The sequence below is a fragment of the Arsenophonus endosymbiont of Bemisia tabaci Q2 genome (genome assembly GCF_902713415.1).
Lineage (GTDB): Bacteria > Pseudomonadota > Gammaproteobacteria > Enterobacterales > Enterobacteriaceae > Arsenophonus.
The window spans coordinates 1-4,352 of sequence record NZ_CACTIE010000094.1; the positions used below are offsets into that span (position 1 = coordinate 1).

At 29.9% G+C, this 4,352-nt stretch carries 4 protein-coding genes, 1 tRNA gene and 1 pseudogene; 3 read left to right on the plus strand and 3 right to left on the minus strand.

All coding sequences use genetic code 11. The features are described from left to right. Positions 1 to 570: 570 nt before the first annotated feature. Positions 571 to 834: pseudogene (locus ARSQ2_RS05190) on the minus strand (methylglyoxal synthase); the annotation flags it as partial. 163 nt (positions 835 to 997) lie between these two features. Between ARSQ2_RS05190 and ARSQ2_RS05195 the strand changes: the two are divergent. Then, complete coding sequence (locus ARSQ2_RS05195) at positions 998 to 1,411, plus strand: CoA-binding protein (RefSeq protein ID WP_181994599.1); 414 nt, start codon at positions 998 to 1,000, stop codon at positions 1,409 to 1,411. Between the two features lie 51 nt (positions 1,412 to 1,462). Here the strand turns inward: ARSQ2_RS05195 and hspQ are convergent, their stop codons facing one another. After that, the gene (gene hspQ, locus ARSQ2_RS05200) at positions 1,463 to 1,813 is read right to left on the minus strand and encodes a heat shock protein HspQ (protein ID WP_181994602.1); all 351 of its coding nucleotides are present in this window, start codon (positions 1,811 to 1,813) and stop codon (positions 1,463 to 1,465) included. Between the two features lie 170 nt (positions 1,814 to 1,983). Here hspQ and ARSQ2_RS05205 point away from each other — a divergent pair, with 170 nt between their 5' ends. Next, the gene (locus ARSQ2_RS05205) at positions 1,984 to 2,271 is read left to right on the plus strand and encodes an acylphosphatase (RefSeq protein ID WP_181994600.1); all 288 of its coding nucleotides are present in this window, start codon (positions 1,984 to 1,986) and stop codon (positions 2,269 to 2,271) included. 4 nt (positions 2,272 to 2,275) lie between these two features. Here the strand turns inward: ARSQ2_RS05205 and tusE are convergent, their stop codons facing one another. Then, on the minus strand, positions 2,276 to 2,605 hold the full coding sequence (gene tusE, locus ARSQ2_RS05210; RefSeq protein ID WP_181994601.1) for a sulfurtransferase TusE: 330 nt from the start codon (positions 2,603 to 2,605) through the stop codon (positions 2,276 to 2,278). A 181-nt stretch (positions 2,606 to 2,786) separates the two neighbouring features. Between tusE and ARSQ2_RS05215 the strand changes: the two genes are divergently transcribed. After that, a tRNA-Ser gene (locus tag ARSQ2_RS05215) sits at positions 2,787 to 2,874 on the plus strand. Positions 2,875 to 4,352 lie beyond the last annotated feature (1,478 nt).

The window sequence follows — 4,352 nt, forward strand, 5'->3', positions numbered from 1 at the left end:
TTACGTCTAAAATCAATTGAATAGCTCATATAAATAATGTCATCAAAATTAAGTCGCTTAGCTATATTTTTATTTGCAACCGGCTGTGATTAAAAAAGCTAATACCCGTTGGCCTAAATTAAATATTAATTTTATACCTATTTAAGCTGCCAAAGGGTGTCAGGCAGATTATGTTATCATCCTTGGATTAGAGAATAGAATAAATGGTTTTCCTATATGTGAACCTGAGTCTGCAATAGAAAAAGTATTATTACCAAAGTTTAATATTTTTCCGAACCTACAAGATAAGATAGAAATTTATTATACGTTTCTTTGACTACAGCTAAAAGCAAGTTTATTTATTGTATAATAAATTAACACCGTCTATTTTTGTTGAGCAATTAAAAAAATTAGGTGTATCGCAACAAAAAAGAGCATGACTGTTATTTATTATAACTTTTTATTATTTAACTGGATTATTGCTATTATTGTTAAAAATATATTTTAGCAATTATAACTTAACGTTATTTGTCAATTCGGGTTTCAAGGTATTGTTGATAATTGGGGATCTCAATTTCAGTTTCATGATCAGAAGATCAAAATATCGAATTTTTGTTCGGCAATCATCGCGCCAAGTTGTTGATCTCCTCTCATTGGCCCACTGAGCATATTAACAATATTTAATCTGGTATGTTGATGAATTAAGTTACCCGTTGTACCAGTGGCAAATAATTTGTGTATTTTTAGCACAGAAATATGTTTTTTCAACCATGTTAGTAGTGATAATTTACGGTGATCATGGGCAACCAAAGCAATATTTTTACTTTTTTCCAATCTGCGAATAACGGATTCCATAAATTTCCTTACATTGATTGATAGATATTTACTAGTTTAGCAACTAACGCACTATGTCAATATTGACTCAGTTAACTCAACAAATTCGACAAGTGTAGTAGCACTTTATTGGGATTTATATCATAGTTTAGTAATTATTTTTTAAATTATGGAGTTGTTGTAAATGGATGATCAGAAACTGACAGATATTTTAACTAAAGTGAAATTTATAGCATTAGTTAGCGCTAGTGATAAAGTTGACCGCCCAAGTTATAAGGTGATGAAATACCTTATAAATCAAGGATATAATGTGACCCCGGTCAGTCCAAAACTAGAAGGAAAAGAATTACTCGGGCAAAAAATTTATGCCCATTTAGTTGATATTCGATATCCAATTGATATAGTTGATTTTTTTAGAAATTCAGCCGCTGCCTTTGAAGTTGCCGAACAGGCAATAGCAATTAATGCAAAAGTAATTTGGCTACCATTAGGTGTTATTAATCAAGAGGCTAAAAAGCTGGCTGAGCGAGCAGGATTAGCGGTGGTGATGAACGCTTGCCCTAAAATAAAGATACCTCGCTTAGGCTTAGAGAAATAGATCAAGGAAGATAATAGACTAACCATCTCCATTGATTGTATTTAAAATTAGTTAATTATGTAATTGTGGGGCTCTAAGTTGAGTTTTAATTGATTCCGACAGCTCATCTAACGATGATTGTTCTCGGTGCTCATCAGAAGTTTCATAAGTAATCTGGGCTTCAGCCAGATAAGTGTAAATAGGTTCACCATTATCATTTTCCATAACGACATGGTACCAGGGAGCTGAGCGTAGAGCTGCATTAGCGGCAATATCGTCGTCCTGTGGTTTATCCAGAGAGTATTCGGCGTCAACATCGACGATTACTCCAAGATAACCCAGGAGTTTCTGCCTTACTTGTTGCCCAATACTAAATTTACTGGTGTCATCATAGCTACCTCCTAGAAGCCTTGCATATTCTATAGGCAATGATATGTGGGTAATAATATAAATTTCAAACAGGTAACTCTGTTACGCTAGTTTCTTAATAACTCTAATCCATGTAGATTAAAAACTCTATACTATGAAAGTATCTGTTGTTTACACAAAAAACAATATGTTGAAGTTATTATTTATTATAAGAGAGCACTAAAATGCGAAAGATAGTTAGAAATTACTATATATATGAGCAAGTTCAAGGTGTAGGGTTTTGTTATCATACCTTCCATTGGGGCAAAGAACATGGGCTATATGGTTATGTTTATAATCGTTATGATAGTAGTGTCAACATAAAAGCTTTCAGTACATTACAGCAAATTCAGCAGCTAGAGGATTGGCTAAAAGCTTGTGGGTCAGTGGGTGCTAAAATTGAATATTATAAAAGTGAAGAGTGCCATGTTGAAAAAGAGGTAGTAGATTTTCATATTCGACACTCTCTGTGATAACTCAAATACATTTTACTGGCTTAGGTAAACCTGCAAGTTTTGTTGCTTGTTTCGCTGGTCCTTTTGGAAAAAGGCGATAAAGATAGCGGCTATTACCAATATCCTCACCATATTTTTTAGCAATTGCCTTTACTAACATACGAATAGACGGCGAGGTATTGAATTCGAGATAAAATTCACGAATGAAGCGAATAATTTCCCAGTGTTGCTCCGTTAATGTAATATTCTCTTGTTTGGCTACTAGATATACCATGGATTCACACCATTCTTGGCTATTTTTAAGGTAACCATCGGCATCAGTGTTAATTTCACGACCTTCAAATATAAGCATATAATATTTCTAAGATTAAAAAATGGATGGTTAATTTAACAAAATTGAACTCTTTACCCAAGTATATTCGTAAAATACCGATAAATTAAGCGAATAATCACTTAATAGCATAAATATATAGCGATTAAATTATATAAGGCTTTACAACCATTCAAGCTGTGTTTATAGTTCTTGGCATTGTGGAGGGGTGGCCGAGCGGCTGAAGGCAGCGGTCTTGAAAACCGCCGATGGGAAACCATCCGAGAGTTCGAATCTCTCCTCCTCCGCCATTTTCGTTTTAGTCGCGTCTTTTAAACACAGACACATTTTTATCAATCCAAAAAATTAGTAAATTCCATTTTGTACAATGGGTTATTGCAATCTTGCTACAGTTTATTATATCGAATTGTTCACTGTCATTTTTATCCCATCGATCTATAAAGCTATTTGATATGGTTAGTAAGCTCATTTAGTCAAATTGATATTTACAGAAACCAGAATTAAATAGATAACGCTAAACCAATAAGTCATTAATGAAGATTCAATGAGTCTCATTTTACGTAAAAGGATGTTTTATTATTCTTTTGAGAAAAAGTTTTGCATTAAATTTAACCTGAAAGATATCATATAAATAATGGAAAACTGTCAGCTTGTTTAAATTTGGTTAATAATTTTAACTTGTTTATATCGTAATTAAAATATTAACGATTTGACTTCGAGCAAAGAAAGCCAGTTGTAGGAATAAGATCAAGGTTAAAATGAGAATCTTTTATTTCTGTTAATTTTAGAGCAATACTTTATTCATTTTCTGGTTTAAATTCTAAAACTGTTAACTTTTTAGTGATATCATTGTACTTAATCTTTGCATAGCCTTTAGAGATTAAAATAGCATTATCATTGCGTTGAATAATATAATCTAAAATTATTGTTCCTGATGAATCATCAATTTCTATTTTCGCATATTTATCATCAGGATCAACAGGACTACAGGACTCACTGAATCAACTTTTATGGTTTTACCAGTAGAACTGATAATCGTTTCTCTAAATCTATTTTTTGTTTTAAAGATTTTATCTGTGAATCGAAAATACTAAAAAACCATCACCCGTTGTATTTATACTCATAGTTAATTTGCTATCGTTGATCGTTAAAAATATTGTCTTTAATCACTATATTTTATTGTTCTTATTATTGATAAGATCATTCTAGTATTAGCTGATAATTTAAATTTGCAGAAAACTAAAATATATAAAGAGAACTTATGATATTTAAAATTAAAAAATCAAAAATTAAAAATTAAAATTAAAAAAAATTAAAATTAAAAATTAATATTGCATTTACGTTGATAAGATAATTGCATAATTTTAATGGTTTTTATTTAATTTAAAATAAAATTATGAATTTTATCAAAATTTGATTAATTATGGCAAAAGTTTCATTAAAAAATGCAATTAGTAAAGATTTGTTGAAATTATATAAAAATTATTTTTATGAAAAATTTAAACATATGAATTTTATTCTAAATAAAATATTTATTATAAAAATATAATTTCTTCTTTATAAAGAAAGTTATAATCAAATAAAAATGCCTTCTAATGAAAACAGCATAAAATGTATTATTTTATTAAGGCAGTTCATTATCAAAATATTTATCTCGTAATTAAAATATAAAAAATAGTATTTATCGAGTCATCTTATTAGATTATGTAAGGATAATAACCAGGAAAATAATGGTAAATATTAAACAAGTTTATTCATCTAACTAAAA

What these genes read in the sequence shown, in the direction of transcription:
- ARSQ2_RS05195 (WP_181994599.1), top strand. Translation starts at nt 998, where the DNA reads ATGGATGATCAGAAACTGACAGATATTTTAACTAAAGTGAAATTTATA.
- ARSQ2_RS05205 (WP_181994600.1), top strand. Translation starts at nt 1,984, where the DNA reads ATGCGAAAGATAGTTAGAAATTACTATATATATGAGCAAGTTCAAGGT.
- tusE (WP_181994601.1), bottom strand. Translation starts at nt 2,605, where the DNA reads ATGCTTATATTTGAAGGTCGTGAAATTAACACTGATGCCGATGGTTAC.